The sequence below is a fragment of the Pilimelia anulata genome (genome assembly GCF_014647895.1).
Taxonomy (GTDB): domain Bacteria; phylum Actinomycetota; class Actinomycetes; order Mycobacteriales; family Micromonosporaceae; genus Pilimelia; species Pilimelia anulata.
In genome coordinates this window covers 1-17,883 of the sequence record NZ_BMQB01000002.1, presented here as the reverse complement: position 1 = coordinate 17,883, position 17,883 = coordinate 1, and the positions used below count along the sequence as shown (strand labels likewise).

Sequence of the window (17,883 nt, the reverse complement as noted above, 5' to 3'; positions counted from 1 at the left end):
GGGCACGCGGCGGTGGCGGGTTGCGGCCTACGCTGGTCGCCCGGGCCGGGCGACCACGCGGAGGACGGGGACGTGCAGCGCCGCGAGATCCTGCGTACGGCGGGGATCGCCGTCGCGCTCGCCGCCATGCCGGCCGCCGGCCGGGGTACCGCCACCGCCGACGCCCTGGCCGACCGCGGCGCCGCGCTCTGGCGGCGGTTCGTGGTGACCTCGCCGAAGCGGGTCCTGCTCCCGGAGGTGCGGGCGCACGTCGCCGTCATCCTCGGCGCCGTCCGCGACGGCGGGCGCTCGCCCCGGCTGCTCGGCGCGCTGAGCGAGGCGCTGCAACTGGCCGGGGAGATCTTCCTCGACCTGCGCCGGTACGGCGACGCGGCGCACGCCCACGACCTCGCGGCGACCGCCGCCCGCGACGCCGGCCACGCCGATCGGCACGCGTGCGCGCTGGCCCGGCGGGCCTACGTGGCGCTGTACGAGCACCGGCCCGCCGACGCCGACGCGCTCCTGGCCAGCGCGGGCGCGGCGGCGCGCGACGGCGACGGCGCCCTGCCCACCCGGCACTGGGTGGCGGCGGTGGCCGCGCGGGCGCGGGCCGCCCTCGGCGACGCCGATGGCTGCGCCCGGGCGCTGGCCGCGGCCGCGGGCGCACCCCCGGCGCCGCCGCTGGGCTGGCTGCGCTTCGACGGCGGCCGGCTGGCCGAGGAGCGCGGCGCCTGCGCGGTCCTGCTCGGGCAGCCCGGCCGGGCCATCGCCACCCTGGACGCCGTCCTCGACCGGCCGCTGTCGGCCCGGCGGCGCGGCGGGGTGCTCGCCGACCTGGTCATCGCCGCGGCGCAGCAGCGGGACGTCGACCGGATCGAGCGGTACGGCGACGCGGCGGTCGACCTGGCGGCGGCGCACGACTCGGGCGTCGTGGCGCAGCGGCTGGCCGACGTGCGGGTGGCGCTGGCGCCGCTGCGCCGGGACCGTCGGGTCCGGGCCCTCGACGACAATCTGGCCACACTCATCCCGGGCACCACATAGGAGGACCGATGTCGGACAGCGAACCGGGCCGGGCGTTCCGGCGGGCGTGGATCGAGGGCGTGCGCCGGCACTTCCCCGGCGAGCCGAAGCCGGGGTACGTCGCGCCGTGGGCGGACACGCCGGACTGGGAGCGGGCGAGCGCCGCCGCGGTCGAGCGGCAGGTCCGGGAGTTCGCGGCGGCGACGGCCGGCGCATGGGTGAAGCTGAGCCGGGAACAGCGCGGGCGGTTCGTGGCGCTGTGCTGGATCGGGCAGATCCACCGCCACTTCCCCGATCCGAAGCCGTCGTACGTCGCCGACTGGGCCGACCTGCCGCCGTGGCAGCGGGAGACCGACGCCGACCTCTTCGACGCGATCGCGGGCGCCCTGACCCCCGGCGCCTGACCACCTCCCGGGCCCGATGACTCGCCACTCGGGCGCGACCGCGTGCCGGGGCGCCCGGTCGAACACGCGCCGTACGCCGGCGTGGCGCGCCCCGGGAGGGCACGCCACGCCGGGGTCAGCGGGCCGTGGCGGTCTGTCGGCCCAGCAGCTCCGTCAGGCGGGTGTACCCCTCTTCCACCCCGGACTCCATCCCGCTGGCGATCATCGCGTCCCGCTCGGCGACCGTCCGGTACACCGACACCGTCCGGAGCTGGGTCCGGCCGTCGGCCTCGGTGAAGGTGGCGAACTCGAGGCTGACCGCGCCGGGCGCGCCCTCGTACTCCCAGGTCTGGACGATGCCGTCGACGGACGGCTCGCCGTGGAAGACGCCCCGGAAGCCGTACTCGGTGCCGTCCTGCTCGACGTGGGCGTACCGCCAGCGGCCGCCGTCGCGGACCTCCAGCCGGTCGATCCGCAGGGTCAGCCGGCCGGGGCCGAGCCACTGGGGCAGCAGCTCGGGGTCGACGTGGGCGCGGTACACGAGGTCGCGTGGGGCGGCGAACTCGCGCCGGATCTCGATGGTCGGCTGGTCGGCGGCGGCGATGATCTCGGTCTTGCCGGACATGGCTTACTCCTTCTCGTCGGGCGGCCGATCCTCGTCGGTCGGCCGGTGCAGGGTGGCCAGGAGGGCGTCGAGCCGGCCGTGGCTCTCGGCCCAGAAGCTGCGGTACTCGGCCAGCCACGCCGCCGCCGCCCGCAGGGGGGCCGCGTCGAGGTGGCTGAGCCGGGCGGTGCCGCGGCGGCTGCGGGTGATCAGCCCGGCCTCCGCCAGTACCCGCAGGTGCTTGGAGACGGCCGGCTGGGACATCGCGAACGGCTCCGCCAGCGCGGCGACGCTCGCCTCGCCGGCCTTGAGCCGGTGCAGGATCGCCCGCCGCGTCGGGTCGGCCAGCGCCCCGAACACCGCGTCCAACTCCTCGTCCACGCTCGCACTCCATAACTAGTAAGTTCTAGAACTACTTGGTTATGTAAGCACACGCACCGGCCCCCGTCAAGGGGTGCGGGGGATCAGCCGCGCAGGAGGCGGCGCGGGCCCTGGCCCTCGGCGGCCAGGGTGTCGCCGGGGTTGGCCAGGCGGCAGGCGCGCAGCGACAGGCAGCCGCAGCCGATGCAGTCGCTCAGGTCGTCGCGCAGCCGCTCCAGCAGGGCGATCCGCTGGGTCAGCCGGTCCCGCCAGCGCCGGGACAGCGCCGCCCAGTCCGCCCGGGTCGGCGTCCGGCCGTCCGGCAGCTCGGCCAGCGCGGCGCCGATCTCGTCCAGCGAGACGCCGGCCGCGGCGGCGATCCGGACGAAGGACACCCGGCGCAGCTCGCTCTGGTCGTACCGGCGCTGGTTGCCGGCCGTCCGGACGCTGCGGATCAGGCCGAGCCGCTCGTAGTACCGCAGGGCCGAGGCGGCCACCCCGCTGCGCCCGGACAGCTCCCCGATGGTCAGCTCCGCCACATCCGCCCCCGCCGGCCTTGAGTTGAAGTCAACTTCACCTTGCAGGCTAGCGCCATGACCGTCACGACGACCACGGATCGGGACCGGCTCGGGCCGCTGCTGCGGCGGCTCACCGGCGACGAGAAGCACGCGACCAGCGCACACTCCACGCTGGACGTGCTCTGGGTGCTGTACGACCGGGTGCTGCGGGTCGCCCCCGACCGGCTCGACGATCCGGAGCGGGACCGGTTCCTGCTGTCCAAGGGGCACGGTCCGGCCGCGTACTACGCGGTGCTCGCCGCGAAGGGCTTCATCCCGGCCGACTGGCTGGACGACCTCGCCGGGCCGGACTCGCCGCTCGGCCACCACCCGGACCGGCTCCGGGTGCCCGGCGTGGAGGTCGGCACCGGCTCGCTCGGGCACGGGCTCGGCCTCGGCGTCGGTACCGCGCTCGGGCTGCGGGCGCAGGGCCTGCTGACGCCGCGGGTGTACGTGCTGCTCGGCGACGGCGAGCTGGACGAGGGCAGCAACCACGAGGCCATCGCGTACGCCGGCGCCACCGGCCTGGACAGCCTCACCGCCGTCGTGGTGGACAACGGCTCCGCCACCCACGGCTGGCCGGGCGGCATCGCCACCCGGTTCGCCGCGCACGGGTGGAGCACCGCCGCGGTGGACGGCCGGGACCACGGGGAGCTGGCCGGCGCCCTCGGCATCGCCCTGCCCGGGCGGCCGCACGCCGTCGTGGCCCGGATCGGGGGGTGAGCATGCGGGAGGCGTTCATCGCGGCGACCACCGACCTGCTCGCCGACGAGCCGCGCACGGCGCTGGTCCTGGCCGACATCTCCGCGGCGGCGTTCGCCGGCGCCGCGGCCCGGCACCCGGACCGGGTGCTCAACGTCGGCATCCGCGAGCAGCTCATGGTCGGGGTGGCCGGCGGGCTCGCGCTGACCGGGCTGCGGCCGGTCGTGCACACGTACGCGCCGTTCGTGGTCGAGCGGGCGTTCGAGCAGCTCAAGCTGGACCTGGACCACCAGGGCGTCGGGGCGGTCGTGGCGACGGTCGGCGCGTCGTACGACGGGGCGGCGATGGGGCGCACGCACCAGTCCCCCGGCGACGTCGCGCTGCTGGACACCCTGGACGGCTGGACCGTGCACGTGCCCGGCCACCCGGCCGAGGTGGCGCCGCTGCTGCGCGCCGCCGCGGCGGCCGACACCAGCGTGTACCTGCGGCTGAGCAGCCAGCGCAACCACCTGTCCCGGCCGGGGGCGCACGGGGTCGTGCCGCTGCACACCGGCGGGCCGGGGGCGCCGGTGGTGCTCGCGGTCGGGCCGATGCTGCGGCCGGTGCTCGCCGCCGTGGCCGGGCTGGACGTGACCGTCGCCTACACGCACACGCCGCGGCCGTTCGACGCCGCGGGGCTGCGGGCGCTGGCCCGCCGGGACGTGGTGCTGGTCGAGCCGTACCTGGCCGGCACGTCCAGCCGGGTCGTCGCCGGGGCGCTGCGCGACCTGCCGCACCGGCTGCTGGCGCTGGGGGTGGGGCGGGCGGACCTGCGCCGGTACGGCACGCCCGCCGACCACGCCCGGTGGCACGGCCTGGACCCCGCCGGCCTGCGTGCCTCGATCACGTCCTTCCTCACCCCCTGACCGCGGGTCGCGCCGCCCGGCCACCCACCGCGGGCGACCGGCCGCGCAGCGGGGGTCGGCGGCACGCGGCCGCGGCGGGGGTCAGCGGCAGGGGACGTTGGCCAGGCCGCGGGCCGCGCCCGTGGCCGTGTTGTCGCAGGACAGGCGGTTGTCCAGGGCCGGGCTGAACCGGTACCCCCAGCCCGGCCCGGACACCGCCGCCGCGTTGCCCGCGAACACGTTGCCGCGCCCCCAGCCGGGTACGACCGCGTGCGTCTGGAAGCCGTCGCCGCGGGAGGCGCGGCCGCGGTTGCCGCGGATCGTCCAGCCGTTGCCCTTGACGTCCACCCAGGAGTCGGCGTACGCGCCGACCAGCCGCGACCCGTCGAACACGTTGCCGACGAGCTGCCCCCCGGTGGTGCCCTCCTTGATGTCCACCGCCTCGGCGGTGGTGCCCAGGATGCGGTTGCCGCGCACGACGTTGCGGTCGGAGGCGTCCGGGGCGCAGGAGCTGACGGCGCACCAGTTCGCCGCGGCCGAGCCGACGTAGACGCCCTCGCCGAACTGCGGGCGGCGCAGGCCGGTGCCCCGGATCAGGTTGCGCTCGACGAGGTTGTCGCTGCTGAACGCCCGCAGGTGGATCGCCTCGTCGCCGATCCGCTCGACGGTCAGGCCGGCGAGGGTGACCCGGCGGCCGCGGTCGACCAGGATGCCCTTGCGCCCGTTGCGGACGGTGAAGCCGACCAGCCGGACGTCGCTGGCGCCGTCCAGGTGCAGCACCGACCCGGCGTCGGGGCCGGCGCCGTCCAGGATCGCGCCGGGGCCGCCGCAGACGTGGATCGGGGCCGCGGCGGTGCCGGAGACGTCGACAACGAACCGGCCGGGGTACACGCCGTCGGCGAGCCGGATCGAACTGCCGGGGCCGGCGGTGTCCAGCGCCGTCTGCAACGTCATCGCGTCGGCCGCGGTGGCGGTCGGCGCCGGGCAGCCGCCCGCGGCGGGCGGCGCGGCCGGCGGCGGCGCGGTGGTGGTGGGGGTGGGAGTGGCCGCCGCCGGGGGGACGGTTCGGTCGGCGGCCACTCGGATCAGGAGCGCCCCGAGGGCGCCGGCGGCGAGCAGGACGGCGACCCCGCCGCCCACCAGCCAGCGCCGGCGCGCGCGGGACCGCCCGGCGGGAGGGCGTCCACCGGGCGGGAGACCGTCCCCGGCGGCACCCGTCACCGGCCGAACCGCGGCCCGCGGGCCCGCGGCGGCGCGGTGCGGGCGTACGGCAGCTTGCCCCCCGGCCGGGCCCGGCGGCGGAACGCGGTGCCGGCGAGCGCCAGCAGGACCAGCGCCCACAGCACCGTGGTCGGCGTCGTGCGCTGCGCCAGCGCCCGCCAGCCGGTCGGCTCGGGGCGGCGCTCGACGGTCCGGTTGCCGAGCAGGTCGATCTCCCCCGCCGCGCCGGACAGGTCCAGCGCCGAGCCGCCGGTGGTGGCCAGCAGGTTCTCCGCGACGGCCGAGCCGTCGGTCCCGCCGAGGAACTCGATGCCGTGCGTGCTGGCCTTGGTGATGGTGTTGCCGCGGACGGCGGCGACGGCGTCCCGGACGTACACGCCGTTGCGCACGTCGGCGATGACGTTGTCGGCGACGGTGGCGGCGCCGTCCAGCACCGCGACGCCGTGCTGGGCCGACTCGCGCACCTGGTTGTGGGTGACGGTCGCGCCGGCGGTCCGGCGCAGGACGATGCCCATGTCGCCGCCGACCACCCAGTTGCCCTGGATCCGGGCGCCGGCCGCGCCGTCGACCGCGATCCCGTAGTGCAGGTTGTTCCGGGCGACCCCGCCGGTCACCGCGGTGCCCGCGCCGGCGTCCGGCGCCCGCCCGTACGGCAGGTGGTCGACCCCGGCGTCGCCGGTCAGGGTGAAGCCGTCCTGCCGGTTGGCCTCGGCCGTGCAGCCGGCCAGGGTGTTGCGGGCCGCGCGGTCGGCCAGCACGAAGCCGCTGCCGCGGTTGCCGCTCGCGGTCGTGCCGTCGATCCGGGCGTCGGTGGTGCCCCGGTGCAGGACCACGCCGTCGGCCAGGCTGCCCAGCACGGTGCTGCCGGCCACGACCGCCCGCGGCGCCCCGTCCAGAACCAGCCCGAACGCGTTGCCGACGAACCGGCTGCGGCGGACCACCGGCGGCGTGTACGGCAGGGCGGCCGCGGTGTACCGGGCGTCCGGCACGATCAGCGGCACCGCCGTACCGGCCGCGGGGCGGACCGGGGCGGACACGGCGGCGTCCGGGATCGCCCGGCGCGGCGGCGCCGCGGGGGTGGCCGGGCCGCCGAGGCTGACGCCGCCGGTGCCGCCCCCGCCGAAGCCGAGCCGCTGGAACCGGACGGCCGTGAACACCGCGGCGCCGCCGATGGTCCGGACGTACGCGCGGCCGTCGGCGGTGTCGGCGTCCGGGGCGGTGCGGCGCAGGTTCCAGCTCGTGACCGTCAGCGGGTTGCGCGGGGCGCCGGTGAGCAGCAGCCGGCCGCCGATCGAGACGATGCTGACGTACCCGCCGGGGTCGCTGGCCAGCCGCAGCTCGGTGGTGGCCGGGCGGGCCAGGTCCAGGGTCGCGCCGCGGGTGACGAGCAGGCTCTCGGTCAGCAGGTACGCCCGCCGCCCCTGCGGCACGAACGTCGTCGGCGCCAGCGCGGCCAGGTCGGCGAACGTGTACGGCTCCGGGCGCGGGGTGAGCACGAGGGTGAACCCGCCGGCGACCCGCAGCCGGTACGGCGCGGCCCGCCACTGCTCGCCCGCGCCGGCCTCGACCGCGCGCAGGGTGGCGATCCGGGCCTCCTCGGCGGCGACCAGCGCGGCCTGCTGCGCGAGCACGGCCGGGCTGCGGTCCAGCGGCGCGGGCACGACCGGCCCGGCCGCGGGCGGGGCCGTCGGCACGCCGGCCGCGGGCCCCGGGACCGGCGGGGTCGGCGGGTCCGACGGCGCCGGGTTGGCCGCGGGCGCCGGGACCGCGACGGTGCCCGCGGGCACGGCGGCCGGGGGCGCGGGCGCGACCGGGCTCAGCGGCGCGGGCGCGGTCGGGGCGGGCGCCGCGCCCGGGCCGGCGGCCGCGGGCAGCGCGCCGCCGGACGCCGCCACGACGGCCGCGACGGCCGCCGCGAGCGCCGCCCGGCGGGTGGACGGGCGGCGGGCGAGCGGCCGGTTCACGCCGACACCCCCGCCCGCCGCGGCGCCGGTTCCATCCCGGCCGGGCGCGGTACGGGGATCAGCGTGGCCGCGGTCTGCGCCTCGCCGCCGATCCGGTCCGGGCCGCGGGTCAGCCAGCCCTGCCGGTTCATCGTGACCAGGGCGTACAGCTTGATCGGCAGCGCGATGCCGATGACCACGAGGGTGACCAGCGGCAGCAGGAGCAGCTCGCCGGGGTGCCGGCGCAGGTGGGACCAGCCGCGGATGCCGCGGCCGAGCAGCATCCAGGCCAGCGCCAGGCCCAGCCCGGCCGGGGTGGGCGCGAGCCGGCCGCCGAGCAGGTATGCCAGCGTCAACCCCATGGTCAGCGGGGTGAGCAGGATCTGGAGCACGGTCACCTTGGTGACCAGCGGGGCGCGCCAGAGCCAGCCGTTCCAGGCGGCGGTGAGGTAGCACCGGTACGAGTTGCGCGACCAGCGCACCCGCTGCTTGACGAAGGCGCGCAGGGTGTCCGGGAACATCGACACCGCGCGGGCGGTCGGCTGGTGCACGGTCTTGTACCCCGAGGCGAGGACCAGCCAGGTGAGCCGGCCGTCGTCGCCGGCCACGCAGCGGCGGCCGAGGAAGAACTCGTCCTCCAGGTGGCGCAGCACGGGCAGGATCGCCGCCCGCCGGTACGCCGCCGTCCGGCCGGACAGGCAGGCCACCGCCCCGGCCCGGCCCATCGCCGGGACGTAGTCCAGGTACCGCAGGTTGACCAGCCAGTCGGCGATCCGCCGCCACACGCTCGTGGTGCGCTGGTACACGTTCTGCTGGGTGCCCACCCCGCCGACGGCCGGGTCGGCGAACGGCATCTGCACGGCGGCCAGCAGGCCGGGCTCCCACCGGGTGTCGGAGTCGACGAGCACGACGACCTCGCCGGTGGCCGCGCGGATGCCGACGCCGAGCGCCGACCGCTTGCCCCGGTGGGCGAACGGGCGCACCCGCAGCCGCGGGTCGGCGACCGCGCCGAGCCGGGCGATCACCTCGCGGTCGCCGAGGTCGGGGACGACGATCACCTCGTCCGGGCCCTGGGCCAGCCAGGTGTGCAGGCAGTCGAGCAGGATGTCCGGGTCCTCGCGGTACGCCGGCACGACCACCGAGACGGTGGTGCGGAAGTCGTTGACGACCGGGGTGGCCAGCCGGGAGAGCAGCACCCGGTACAGCCAGATGCCCCAGACGAACAGGCCGGCGATGCCCAGCGGCATCAGCTCCCGGCGGGAGGACGCGCCGAGCGCGTCGACGAGCCATGTCCAGACGGCGTCGAAGGACCCGGACCCGGGCATCGGTGATCCCTTTCGGGGAGGCGGCCCGCGGCGGCGGGCGAGGGGGACGGAGGCGGGCAGCGGTGACCGAGGGTGTCGGGGCGGCGGTGCAGGGGCCACCCGCAAGGCACGGTAAGCCAGCTACGTTACGTAGTCCAACTCAGCGAGGGAAACGGTCCGAACGGCCGACGTCATAAGGTGCGTCGATGCAGGTAGCTGAGGAATCGGGCGACCGCCGGGCGGTTCCCGGACTGCCCCGCCTCGGCGCACGCTCGACTACGACGCGTAACTTTCGAGGGATGCCCCAATGGTTACACGCCGTGGATGATGTCCCGGCACCCGGGTCGTTCCCGGGGCCGCCGCCCGGCTCGCCGGGCCCGCGGTCACTGGACGAACAGCAGCCGGTTCGGCGACCCGGTGCCGGGGCCCGCGACCCGCGACCGGGTGGACCGGCTGACCAGCAGCGCGGCCACCCTCGCCGGGGTGAGCGTCGGCCAGCGGGTGAGCAGCAGCGCGGCCGCGCCGGCGACGTGCGGGGCGGCCATCGACGTGCCGCTGCCCTTGGCGAGGCTGGTGTTGCTGAGCCGGAACGCCGACACGATGCCGACGCCGGGGGCGAAGATGTCCAGGCAGGGGCCGAAGTTGGAGAAGCTCGCCCGCCGGTCCTTGACGTCGGTCGCGCCCACGGTGATCGCGCCGCCGACCCGGGCCGGCGAGCCGGTGCAGGCGTTGCGGCCCTCGTTGCCGGCCGCGACGACGTACGTGACGCCCCTGGCGATCGACCGCTCCACCGCCTCGTCGAGCGCCGGCGAGGCGCCGCCGCCGAGGCTCATGTTCGCGACGGCCGGCTTGCGGGCGTGCGAGGTCACCCAGTTCACCCCGGCGATGATCTGCGAGTACTGGCCCCAGCCGGAGCAGTTGAGCACGCGGACGGCGACCAGCTTCACCGACTTGGCCACCCCGTACGTGACGCCGCCGAGGGTGCCGGCGACGTGCGTGCCGTGCCCCTCGCAGTCGTTGGCGTTGCTGCGCCCGCTGACGAAGTCGTACCCGTACCGGGCCCGGCCGGCGAACTCCCTGTGCGTGATCCGGATGCCGGTGTCCAGCACGTACGCGGTGACGACGGCCTTGGCGGCCGGGTACCGGTACTGCTTGGTCAGCGGCAGCTTGCGCTGGTCGAGCCGGTCCAGGCCCCAGGCGGTCGTGCGCTGCACGCCGCTGGCGCGGACCCAGCGGTCCTGCTCGACGTACGCCACCGCGGGGTCGGCGGCGACCTGCCGGGCGGCGGCGGCCGACATCCGGGCGGCGAAGCCGGGCAGCCCGCCGGCGTAGGACATGGTGACGGTCGCGGCGTACCGGCTCGCCACGGAGGCGGCAGCGGTCGCCGCGCCGCCCGCGCCGGGGTCGGTGCGCAGGACGACGATGTACGAGCCGGGGACCGCGTTGCTGTCGCCGTCAAACAGGACGGTGCCGACGGCCGGTCCGAAGTTGGGGGTGGCGTTCGCGGGGGGCGCGGCCACCAGGGCGACGGTGGCGGCCAGCGCGAGCGCCAGCAGCCGGCCGAGGATTGCGGACATCGGTTTCACCTCCCTGTGTCACCGGTACCACCTCCAAGCGGGGGAGAGCCTGGAGTTGCCCGCCGCGTCGGTCGACCGCAGCGCGACCCGCATCGTGCGGATCTGCCGGGCCGCGACGAGCGGCAGGACGTACGGGGCGCGGGTGTCGCGGGCGACGACCCGGTCGTCGACGAGCAGCTCCACCCGGGCGACGCCGGAGGCGTCGGTGGACCGGGCGGGGACGGCGACGGTCCCGCTGATCCGCGCGTTGCCGCGCGGCCCGCCGATCCGGGTGACCGACGGCGCGGTGTTGTCGACGGCGGCCAGGACCGAGGTCAGCCGGGCGTTGCCGGCCCGGTCCCGGACCCTGGTGTACAGCCGGTACGTGCCGTTGCGCGTGCCGGAGTTCCACGACGGCGTGTACGGCGCGGCGCTGTCGGTGGCCACGACCGCGCCACCGACGAGCAGCTCGACCCGGTCGATGCCGGAGGCGTCGCTGGCCGCGACGGTGACCGTGACCCGCCCGGCGACCGGCCGGCTCGCGGCGGCCGCGCTGGCCCTGGCGGCCGGCGGGACGTTGTCGGCGACGACCGGCACCGCGGCGGTGCCGACGTTGCCGTTGCCGTCCAGGGCGGCCACCGTCAGCGCGGTCTCCCGCGGCAGCGCGGCGGTGTCCAGGGCGTACGGGTGCGGGCCGGCGCCGGTCGCCGCGGCCACCTGCCGGCCGTTGACCAGCAGCGCGACCGCGCCGACGCCGTCGGCGTCCGCGGCCTGGTAGGTCAGCGCGACGGTGCCGCGCAGCAGCGCCCCGGCGGCCCGGTTCACCCCGGCCACCGGCCCGGTCTCCGGGGTGAGCGCGGCCAGCGCGGCCCGGGCGTTGACCCGGCCGTGCGCGGTCCAGGCCGAGGTCAGCGGGTCGGTCGTACCGGTCAGCGCGGCGGTCAGGTCGGCCACCGTGGCGGTCGGGTCCAGGGCGAGCGCCAGCGCGGCGACGCCCGCGACGACGGGGGTGGCGGCGCTGGTGCCGCAGAACTCCCGCCACCAGTCGTACCGGTCGCCGGCGATGACGCAGCCCGGCGCGGCGACGTCCACCCAGGTGGCGCCGTAGTTGGACCAGGCGTACCGGCCGTCGGCGGCCGTCGAGGCGCCGACCGAGAGCACGTGCGGGCTGGCCGCCGGGTAGAACCGGGTGCCGACGCCGCTGTTGCCGGCGGCGGCGAGCACCAGCACCCCGGCCGCGTCGGCGTCCGCGATGGCCTGGTTGAGCAGCGCGCTGTCGGTGTCGCTGCCCAGCGACAGGTTGATGATGTCGGCGCCGTGCGCGACCGCCCAGTCGACGCCCGCGGCGATGTCGGCGACGTCGCCGCTGCCGGTGTCGTCGAGCACCTTGACCGGCATGATCCGGCAGGTCCAGCACAGGCCGGCGGAGCCGCCGTGGTACCCGCCGTTGACGGCGTCGTCGCCGCCGCCGGCGATGGTCGTGGCGACCATCGTGCCGTGGCCGTGGTCGTCGGCGGGGTTGGCGTCGTTGCCGACGAAGTCGTACCCGGCCACGATCCGCCCGGCCGGCAGGTCGCCGGTGGCGAGCACGCCGGTGTCGAGGACGGCGACGGTGACGCCGGCGTCGCCGGTGGTCCGCTGCCAGGCGGCGGGGGCGGCGATCCGGTCCAGGCCCCACTGCTCGGTGCGGAAGTAGTCGTTGGCGGTGACGGCGGCGATGCCGGCGCGGGCGTTGCGCTCGACGTACGCGACGGCGGGGTCGCGGCGCAGCGCGGCGACGGCGGCCGCGGCGTCGGCGGCGGGGACCTCGACCGCGGCGGCCGGCAGGCCGGCGACCGGGGCGGCGGCCTCGATGTCGACGGTGCGGGCGAGCCGGGCCAGCGGGGCGGCGGCGGTCGCGCCGGGGCGCAGGCCGACGATCAGCTCGCCGGGGTCGGCGGCGGGGGCGGGCGCGGCGGCCGGGGCCGGGGCGGCCAGCGCGGGCGCGGCGGCCGGCGTCGCGGCGGCCGCGGGCGCGGCGAGCAGCGCCCCCGCGGCGGTGGCCGCGGCGACGAGTCCGGCGGCGAACCGCCCGGCGCCCAGCGACATCGTGACCCTGCCTTCCCTGGCACGGCGACGGCCCCCGGTCGGGGGTCGCGGATCTAGCAATCGCCCGCGGGTCCGTACTTGTGAGTAAGCGGCGGTTGCCGAACGGTAGCTACGCCCGAAACGGCTGTGACCCCGCCCACACCGCCGGAGCGGGTGGACGGGGCCACGATCGGTTCAGCCGGAGGTCAGTTGCGGACCTTGACCACGAACCGGCGGTCGGCGGCGATCTTCTTGAACTCGGTGAGCGCGGCCGACGAGCTGTCGATCCGGATGTCCGAGCCGTTCTGGTCCTTCGCGGTGTCGAACCAGAACATCGCCTTGAGCTTCGGGAACTGGTCCATCTCGGCGAGCACCTTGGACAGCGTGCGGGCCTTCTCGCGCGGGTCCGCGGCGTACTCGTGGACGCCCCACTCGGCGAGCATCAGCGGCTTGTCGGCGTGGTGGGCCAGGTACCAGTTGTAGAAGCCCGGGAACTTGTTCCTGTCCGTGGTGCGGTTCATCAGGTCCTTCAGCGTGCCGTAGTGGTAGCCGCCCGGCTTCGACGCGACGTAGGCGTCCAGGCCGATCCAGTCCACGACGTCGTCACCCGGGTACAGGTCGTGCCACCAGGCCTGGTTGTAGTAGGTCTCGATGCCCATGTACGCGGTGGTGAAGATCGCGTTGCTGACCCCGTTGGCGCGCATCCGCAGGACGGTGTGCCGGAACATGGCCGCGTAGTCCTTGGCGGTCTTGCCGGAGCCCGCGGTGGCGATCACGTCGTTCTCGGGCTCGTGGTGCAGGGTCATGAAGAACTTGTCCCGGTAGTTGGCCTTGATGAACGCCGAGAGCTTGTCGATCCGGGCGTCCTGCTGGCCGGCGGCGACCTTGGCCCAGTTGGTGCCGTAGTCGACCTTCCAGTTCAGGAAGAGCAGGCGCGGCTTGCCGGGCTCGTTGGCCATGGCGAGTTCGGCCTTGGTCGGGAACATCTCGTCGCCGCGGTGGTACGTGTGGTAGACGCTGGCGGTCCGGCCGCTCTTGGCCTCCCACTCGCGCAGGGCCCGGTCGCGCGGGGTCTCGGAGAACCCGCCGGCCGCGGCGCCCCAGAGCACGCCGCAGGTCGGGACGAGCTTGGCGTCGACGGTGCACTCGGCCGGCTTCGGCGCGGTGGTGGCCGGGGTGGTCGGCTTCGGCGCGGCGGTGGTCGGGGTGGTCGGCGCCGGGGTGTCGGCCTTGCTCAGCACCAGCGACAGCGTCGGCTTGCCGGCGGCGGCCTCCGACGACTTGAACCGGGCGAGCCGGTCGTTGCTGGGCACGTTGACCGCGAAGGCGTACGTGCCGGCGGCGCGGACGGCCTTGGTCAGGTCGAACGCGACGGTCGCGGCGGTGGCGGCCGGGGCGGCGGTGGCCACGTCCTCGCCGACGGTCGGGCGGGTCTTGTGGGTCAGGCCGGCCTCGGTCCACGAGGTCGTGCCGACCTTCTTGATCTTCAGCGAGGCGGGGAGGGCGACCTCCTCGCGGGTCAGCGTCAGCGTCGCCTTCTGCACCGTGGTGCCGGCGGCGAGCGCACCCACATTGAACTTGAGGAAGCTGAGGTAGTCCTGCGTGCCCGAGCGGCCGGAGACGAGCTTGGCCCAGGTACCCGTCGACGTGGTCGCCGAGCCGCTGGCGGTGTAGCCGTCCTCGGTGGCGGTGTACGCCACGGTCTGCGTGGTGGCGGCGGCCGCGCCGGTGGCGACGAGGACGCCCGAGCCGAGCAGGCCGGTGGTGGCGAGGACGCCGACCGCGGCGCGGCGGGTCATCCGACGGGTGTTCCGGAACCGGGTGGTGGTTCGCTGGGTCACGAAGTCTCCCTCACATGTGATGCAGCCGCGGTACCGCACCGCGACCACTTACGACAGTCCGGGGTGCGGAGAGCCGCCCGGTTCGCGGCGCGTTGCCAAACGGGAGTGAGCCGGCCGGACGGCCGACAGGAGCCGGCAACCGGCCGGCAACCGGACGCCCGGGGAGCGGGGCGGCCCGGGTTGCGGGGCGTTCCCCTCAATGCGCCGCGCGCCGGGTCGATGGGTACGGGTGCCGCACCACACCGCTACCGACCAGGGAGGTCGCCATGTCGTCGACGCTGCTGCCGCCGCCTCGCTTGGACGTCGTGCCGGAGCTGACCGAGCGCTGCGACCGCTGCGCCGCCGCCGCGAAGCTGATCTTCCGGCTGCCCGCCGGCGGTGAGCTGGTGTTCTGCGGACACCACGCGAACCGGCACACCGAGGACATCCTGCGCTCGGCGGCCGTCGTCGTGATCGAGGCCGGCTTCGTCTGGCAGGGCGCCGACCGCGTCGCCGCCGGCTGACCCCCACGCGCATCGGCCCCGGGGCCGCCGGTACGCCGGCCGCCGCGGGGCCGCGCCGCACCCGCCCCGGGCGTACCGCGTGACGCAGCGCACCGCCCCGGGCGGGCGGGGCGCGGACTAGCGTGTGGGCATGGCTTCCTCCAACAAGTTCCTGCCGGACGAGCTGCACGCGTACACGCTGGCCCACACCACCCCGCCGGACGACCTCGTCGGCGAGCTGGTGGCCCGGACCCGGGCGGCGCTGCCCGGCCAGGCGACCATGCAGATCTGCCCCGAGCAGGCGACCCTGCTCGGGCTGCTGACCCGGCTCGCCGGCGTCCGCAACGCCGTCGAGGTGGGCACGTTCACCGGGCTCAGCTCGCTCGCCGTGGCCCGGGCGCTGCCCGCGGACGGCACGATCGCCTGCTTCGACATCTCGCCGGAGTACACGGCCATCGCCCGCGAGTTCTGGGAGCGGGCCGGCGTGGCCGACCGGGTCACCCTGACGCTGGGCCCGGCCACCGAGACGCTGGCCGCGCTGCCGGCCGAGCCGCAGTTCGACCTGGCCTTCATCGACGCCGACAAGGTCAACTACGCGCGGTACTGGGCCGAGCTGATCCCCCGGCTGCGCCCCGGCGGCCTGGTCATCGTCGACAACGTGCTGTGGAGCGGCCGGGTGCTGGAGCCCGGCGCCGCCGACCCGGACACCCGCGCGCTGCAGGCGTTCAACGAGCTGGTCGCCAAGGACGACCGGGTCGAGTCGGTGATGCTGCTGTTCGCCGACGGCCTGACGCTGGCCCGCAAGCGCTAGCGGAACCGGGAATCGGACCTTTCCTCTCCTGTCCTGACATGAGGTACTTTCTCGTTTAGGCTTGGGCGTCGCCGCAGGGGTGGGAGGTCGAGCGTGCCGCGCTCTCCCGGAGTACACCGCCTCGCCGCGGCGCTGGCGGTCCTCACCGGTGCCACCGCGATCCTGCTGGGCGCGGGGGCACTGGCCCGGTGGCTCGCCGGTGCCCGCGGCGGCACCGGCGTGCCCTCCGGCGTGGGCACCCCGCCGCCGGAGGCCGCCGTCGGCCTGGTGCTCGCCGGCGCCGCCCTGTGCGGCGCGGTCGGCCGCCCCGGCGCGGCCCGGCGCTGGGCCGTCCGGGTACTCGGCGGCGCGGTGTCCCTGATCGGCATGCTCGGCATCCTCGAACGCGGCCGGCTCGTCGACCGCTCCCCCGCCGGCGAGGCCGCCCGGGACCTGGTCCACGGCGGGATCGCCCCGCCGATGTCCGCCGCCACCGGCTGCGCCCTGCTGCTGCTCGGCCTCGCCCTGGCCACCCTCGACGTGCGCCCGGCCCGCTACGTGACCTGGCCCCAGGTGTTCGCCCCGGCCGCGGCGACGATCGCCGCGGTGACGATGCTGGCGTACCTGTTCCGGGAGACCTCCGTGCCCGCGGTCGGCGCCCTGGTGGCGATGACCCCGCTGACCGCGCTCTGCGTGATCACGCTGACCGCGGGGATCTTCGCCGTCCGGCCGGGCCAGGGCCTGCTGCGCCCGCTGGAGGGCTTCGGCCCCGGCGGCACGCTGGCCCGCCGGGTCGGGCCGACGCTGCTGCTGCTGCCGTTCGGCATCGCGCTGCTGTCCGGGGCGATCATCCAGGCCGGCTGGGGCGAGCCGGCGCTGACCGTGGCGCTCAGCTCGACCGCGTTCGTCCTCGTCCTGCTCATCGTCCTCGGCGGCACCGCCGGCGTGATCGACGCCGCCGACGACCGGCAGCGCGGCCTGGTCGACGCGCTGGCCGCCGAGCGGGACTTCACCCGGACGCTGCTCGCCTCGGTCACCGAGGCCGTCGTCGTCCTGGACGCCGAGCTGCGGGTGATCGACGTCAACCCCGGCGCCTGCACGCTGCTCGGCCTCACCCGGGCGGGCCTGGTCGGCCAGCGCCCCCCGTACACCTGGCAGGCCGGCGACCCCGGCTACCGGGCCGGCGCGGGCCTCCCCCGGTACGTCACCCGGCCCGACGGCAGCCGGGTGCCGGTCCTGGCGATGACCTCGCCGGTGCTGGACGAGCAGAGCCGCCCCCGGGCGTACGTGAACACGTTCGTCGACATGACCGAGCGCCAGGCGGCCGAGGACCGGCTGGCCGAGCACGCGGCCGAGTTGGAGTCGACCAACGGCGAGCTGGAACTGCGGCACGCCGAGCTGATGGAGGCGGCGGCGTTCAAGGGCGACCTGATGTCGATCGTCTCGCACGAGGTGTCCCAGCCGCTCAGCTCGGTGGCCAGCCTGTCCGAGCTGCTCACGACCGAGTGGGCCGAACTCCCCGACGACATGCGGCTGGAGCTGGTCAGCAAGATCGACCGGAACACCCGCCGGCTCACCGGCATGATCAACGACATGCTGCTGCTGTTCCGGCTGGACGCCGGGGTGGTGACGGCCCGCCGGGCGACCGTCTCGGTGGCCGAGGTGATCGAGACGGTCACCGACGCCGTACCGCCGGAGATCACCCTCGGCGCGGGCGTGGACCCGCACCTGCTGGCCCTGGTCGACCGGGGGCACCTGTGGCAGGTCCTGCACAACCTGGTGGACAACGCCGTGCAGTACGGCGACCCGCCCGTGGAGATCACCACCGAGCGGCGGGGCGAGGGCGTGGAGATCGCCGTCCGGGACCACGGGCCGGGCATCCCGGTGGAGGACCGGCCGACGCTGTTCGAGCGGGTGGCGCGGCGCAGCGGCGACAAGAAGCGGGTCAAGGGGACCGGGCTGGGGCTGTTCATCGTGCGGCACCTCGTGGAGCTGAACGGGGGCACGATCCGGTACGAGCCGGCGGACCCGCGCGGGGCGCGGCTGGTGATCACGCTGGAGGCCGCGGCGGCCGTACCGGTACCGGAGTCGGTCGGCGTCCCGACGCCGACCCCGGTCGCCCGCCCCTAGGGCGTGTCTTCAAAGTGTGGTGGTGTCGGATGATGTGAGGTGTGATCCGTCGTTATGAGC

At 76.3% G+C, this 17,883-nt stretch carries 16 protein-coding genes; 7 read left to right on the top strand and 9 right to left on the bottom strand.

What is annotated here, in order from left to right:
* Window positions 1-72 precede the first annotated feature (72 nt).
* Window positions 73-1,020, top strand: coding sequence for an NsdA family TPR-like regulatory protein (locus IEY94_RS04850; RefSeq protein ID WP_189168850.1), 948 nt, complete (start codon window positions 73-75; stop codon window positions 1,018-1,020).
* An 8-nt stretch (window positions 1,021-1,028) separates the two neighbouring features.
* Window positions 1,029-1,403 carry a hypothetical protein gene (locus IEY94_RS04845; protein ID WP_189168849.1) on the top strand — a complete coding sequence of 125 codons (375 nt, stop codon included), beginning with the start codon at window positions 1,029-1,031 and terminating at the stop codon, window positions 1,401-1,403.
* A 115-nt stretch (window positions 1,404-1,518) separates the two neighbouring features.
* On the opposite strand, the gene IEY94_RS04840 is transcribed toward IEY94_RS04845, so the two are convergent.
* The 3 genes from IEY94_RS04840 to soxR all read right to left on the bottom strand — a co-directional run bounded on the left by IEY94_RS04840 (window position 1,519) and on the right by soxR (window position 2,885).
* Window positions 1,519-2,007 (bottom strand): SRPBCC family protein, encoded by a 489-nt coding sequence (locus IEY94_RS04840; RefSeq protein WP_189168848.1) that lies wholly within the window; start codon window positions 2,005-2,007, stop codon window positions 1,519-1,521.
* A 3-nt stretch (window positions 2,008-2,010) separates the two neighbouring features.
* Window positions 2,011-2,367, bottom strand: coding sequence for an ArsR/SmtB family transcription factor (locus tag IEY94_RS04835; protein WP_189168847.1), 357 nt, complete (start codon window positions 2,365-2,367; stop codon window positions 2,011-2,013).
* A gap of 83 nt (window positions 2,368-2,450) precedes the next feature.
* Window positions 2,451-2,885 (bottom strand): redox-sensitive transcriptional activator SoxR, encoded by a 435-nt coding sequence (soxR, locus tag IEY94_RS04830; protein WP_189168846.1) that lies wholly within the window; start codon window positions 2,883-2,885, stop codon window positions 2,451-2,453.
* Window positions 2,886-2,939: 54 nt separating this feature from the next.
* On the opposite strand from soxR, the gene IEY94_RS04825 reads away from it, so the two are divergent.
* Both IEY94_RS04825 and IEY94_RS04820 read left to right on the top strand, forming a co-directional pair.
* Entirely contained in the window at window positions 2,940-3,626 is a 687-nt protein-coding gene (locus tag IEY94_RS04825; protein ID WP_189168845.1) for a thiamine pyrophosphate-binding protein, read from the top strand.
* 2 nt (window positions 3,627-3,628) lie between these two features.
* Entirely contained in the window at window positions 3,629-4,510 is an 882-nt protein-coding gene (locus tag IEY94_RS04820) for a transketolase family protein (RefSeq protein ID WP_189169326.1), read from the top strand.
* Between the two features lie 81 nt (window positions 4,511-4,591).
* On the opposite strand, the gene IEY94_RS04815 is transcribed toward IEY94_RS04820, so the two are convergent.
* The 6 genes from IEY94_RS04815 to IEY94_RS04790 form a co-directional block, all read right to left on the bottom strand.
* On the bottom strand, window positions 4,592-5,629 hold the full coding sequence (locus tag IEY94_RS04815; RefSeq protein ID WP_229783337.1) for a right-handed parallel beta-helix repeat-containing protein: 1,038 nt from the start codon (window positions 5,627-5,629) through the stop codon (window positions 4,592-4,594).
* 77 nt (window positions 5,630-5,706) lie between these two features.
* The gene (locus tag IEY94_RS04810) at window positions 5,707-7,674 is read right to left on the bottom strand and encodes a right-handed parallel beta-helix repeat-containing protein (protein WP_189168844.1); all 1,968 of its coding nucleotides are present in this window, start codon (window positions 7,672-7,674) and stop codon (window positions 5,707-5,709) included.
* Entirely contained in the window at window positions 7,671-8,978 is a 1,308-nt protein-coding gene (locus IEY94_RS04805) for a glycosyltransferase family 2 protein (RefSeq protein WP_189168843.1), read from the bottom strand. Before IEY94_RS04805 ends, IEY94_RS04810 begins: the two co-directional genes overlap by 4 nt.
* A 362-nt stretch (window positions 8,979-9,340) precedes the next feature.
* The gene (locus IEY94_RS04800; protein ID WP_189168842.1) at window positions 9,341-10,534 is read right to left on the bottom strand and encodes a S8 family peptidase; all 1,194 of its coding nucleotides are present in this window, start codon (window positions 10,532-10,534) and stop codon (window positions 9,341-9,343) included.
* An 18-nt stretch (window positions 10,535-10,552) separates the two neighbouring features.
* Window positions 10,553-12,601, bottom strand: coding sequence for a S8 family serine peptidase (locus IEY94_RS04795; RefSeq protein WP_189168841.1), 2,049 nt, complete (start codon window positions 12,599-12,601; stop codon window positions 10,553-10,555).
* A 185-nt stretch (window positions 12,602-12,786) separates the two neighbouring features.
* Window positions 12,787-14,421 carry a CBM96 family carbohydrate-binding protein gene (locus IEY94_RS04790; RefSeq protein ID WP_229783336.1) on the bottom strand — a complete coding sequence of 545 codons (1,635 nt, stop codon included), beginning with the start codon at window positions 14,419-14,421 and terminating at the stop codon, window positions 12,787-12,789.
* 266 nt (window positions 14,422-14,687) lie between these two features.
* Between IEY94_RS04790 and IEY94_RS04785 the strand changes: the two genes are divergently transcribed.
* The 3 genes from IEY94_RS04785 to IEY94_RS04775 all read left to right on the top strand — a co-directional run bounded on the left by IEY94_RS04785 (window position 14,688) and on the right by IEY94_RS04775 (window position 17,823).
* Window positions 14,688-14,924, top strand: coding sequence for a DUF7455 domain-containing protein (locus IEY94_RS04785; RefSeq protein ID WP_189168840.1), 237 nt, complete (start codon window positions 14,688-14,690; stop codon window positions 14,922-14,924).
* 130 nt (window positions 14,925-15,054) lie between these two features.
* Entirely contained in the window at window positions 15,055-15,714 is a 660-nt protein-coding gene (locus IEY94_RS04780) for an O-methyltransferase (protein WP_189168839.1), read from the top strand.
* 93 nt (window positions 15,715-15,807) lie between these two features.
* Window positions 15,808-17,823 (top strand): PAS domain-containing sensor histidine kinase, encoded by a 2,016-nt coding sequence (locus tag IEY94_RS04775; RefSeq protein ID WP_189168838.1) that lies wholly within the window; start codon window positions 15,808-15,810, stop codon window positions 17,821-17,823.
* The last annotated feature ends 60 nt before the right edge of the window (window positions 17,824-17,883 follow it).